At 54.4% G+C, this 1,792-nt stretch carries 1 protein-coding gene; it reads right to left on the reverse strand.

The annotated features are described in order from the left end of the window. Nucleotides 1-99: 99 nt before the first annotated feature. Nucleotides 100-1,368 (reverse strand): IS4-like element ISApu1 family transposase, encoded by a 1,269-nt coding sequence (locus HMPREF3096_RS17340; protein ID WP_011191342.1) that lies wholly within the window; start codon nt 1,366-1,368, stop codon nt 100-102. Nucleotides 1,369-1,792: the final 424 nt, after the last annotated feature.

Below are 1,792 nucleotides of genomic sequence, written 5' to 3' on the forward strand. Positions count from 1 at the left end.
CAGAAACGCCCTGAGGCCGTTTTAGCGGTGCGCGTAAGAAGACGTTATGGTAAATCCAAAAATGCTGGCATTCGCAATTCAGTATACATGTACAGGACCTTAAGCGGCGAGTCCATTTAAAACGCCTTCCAAGGTCCTGTTCTGTATCGACTTTCTCTGCTTGGTTCGGCAGGCGTTCTTGGCCAAATAATCGGCAGCCCATTCCAATCTTTCCCTTATTTCTGTCAGCGCCCTATGGGCCACTGCTTCCAATAGCGGTAGCCACCACGTCGCACTGTTCTTCGACGCTTTCAGCATCGATAGCGCCCCACTCATCACACTCTGCGCGACCCGTCTCTTCATCACCAGCGACAGCAGGCTCGTCCACACCAACCCCTCGGCAATCGCTTTCTCGCCCGTCACAAACCCCTTGAGCCGGTTGTGCGATTTCCACTCTTTAAATAACAACTCCACCTGCCAACGGCAGCGATACAGGCTCATCACCTGCTCTGCTGACCATGCTGCTCGCGGTAGGTTCGTCATCCACAGACAGAACCGCTTTTCCTCAGCAAACCAGCGCCGGATCAACCGGTACTCGACCTGGCCGGACTTCACCACCATATCCAGTACCTCGGCCCGACAGCGTCGCCGTCCGGCCTCTCTCAGAGATAGTCCCGCCAGCTTGGGTACTTCCCGTCCATCACCGCGCCAGGCTTGGATTATCTTGGGGTTCAGGCTTTTCGTGCCGCGCACCAGATAAAATCCGCCAGCGTCGTTCACCTGCTCAAACCAAGCCCTGTCAATGTAACCTGCGTCAGCCAGCAGCAGGCAGTTGGTCAGCGTGTGGGCTTCAGGCAGAAATTGCCGTTCCCCTGCGGTATCGGCAGACACACTCATGCACAACGGGCTCTGCTCCGACAGTGACATGGTCATATGGCACTCGATAGCTGCCGGACTGATGGTCTTGAACCGGCCGGGAAAATCAGCAGCAAGGCGCCGATGCACCGCAAAGGAGGTGCCATCGTGCAGTAACACCTGCTTGAACGCGCCGAGGGAGGCTGCTTTGAGTTGATGGTCGATACGCAAGGCGATGGCCCGCTCGACCAGGGCTTTCATAAACAGGGCAAAGCTCTCTTTGCGCAGCTGATTGTGAAACGGTTTGTAAGAAACCTGATGGGTGTTTACCAGTTGCAAGGCATTGAAATGGCGGTGTAAACCGGCAATGTCATTGACCTGGTCGCCTCCCATGGCCCGCAGCAGTGCAGGTACGAGCATGGCTGGGGTAATGGCACGCTGACGCAGACAAAACTTGCAGAGCCGAGCAATGCGCTCGAGTGCGGCGGGAGCCAAGAGTTGCTCCAGATAGTAATTAGCGTTGATAATAGTCATAGGCTTCGCGCGTGTTGATTTTGTTTGGCGATAAAATCAGATCACAAACGAAGCCTTTTTTATATCTATTTCAATTGGTTGCCGCTAAAGATCCTGTACATGAGTGAGGGTTATGGTGGCTATATGCTGGATATTGCTATTCAGATGACAGCCATATGGGGAAGATTACAGGCGCCTGAAATAACAGCAGAGTATGGAGTGACTACCACGGCTGGAGGTTGGCACGGGCTGATCCCCTCTCCCTTTGGGAGAGGGTTAGGGTGAGGGGAGCTGGCTGACCGGGTGTAGCAACCAGGCGGCATTACACCGCTGAATCTTCAGTTATTGAAATTCCACGCGATCGGCAGTTCGACGTCGAAGATAAGTGCATCCCCGTCGAGGCGAAAGGCCAGGCTGGTCTGGTGCTGGTCGTATTCGTTGATAA

This window comes from Klebsiella sp. HMSC25G12 (assembly GCF_001807705.1).
GTDB classification, from domain to species: Bacteria; Pseudomonadota; Gammaproteobacteria; order Enterobacterales; family Enterobacteriaceae; genus Klebsiella; species Klebsiella variicola.

Bases quoted from the DNA above. Each gene is read 5' to 3' on its own strand.
- HMPREF3096_RS17340 (WP_011191342.1), bottom strand. From the start codon at position 1,368: ATGACTATTATCAACGCTAATTACTATCTGGAGCAACTCTTGGCTCCC.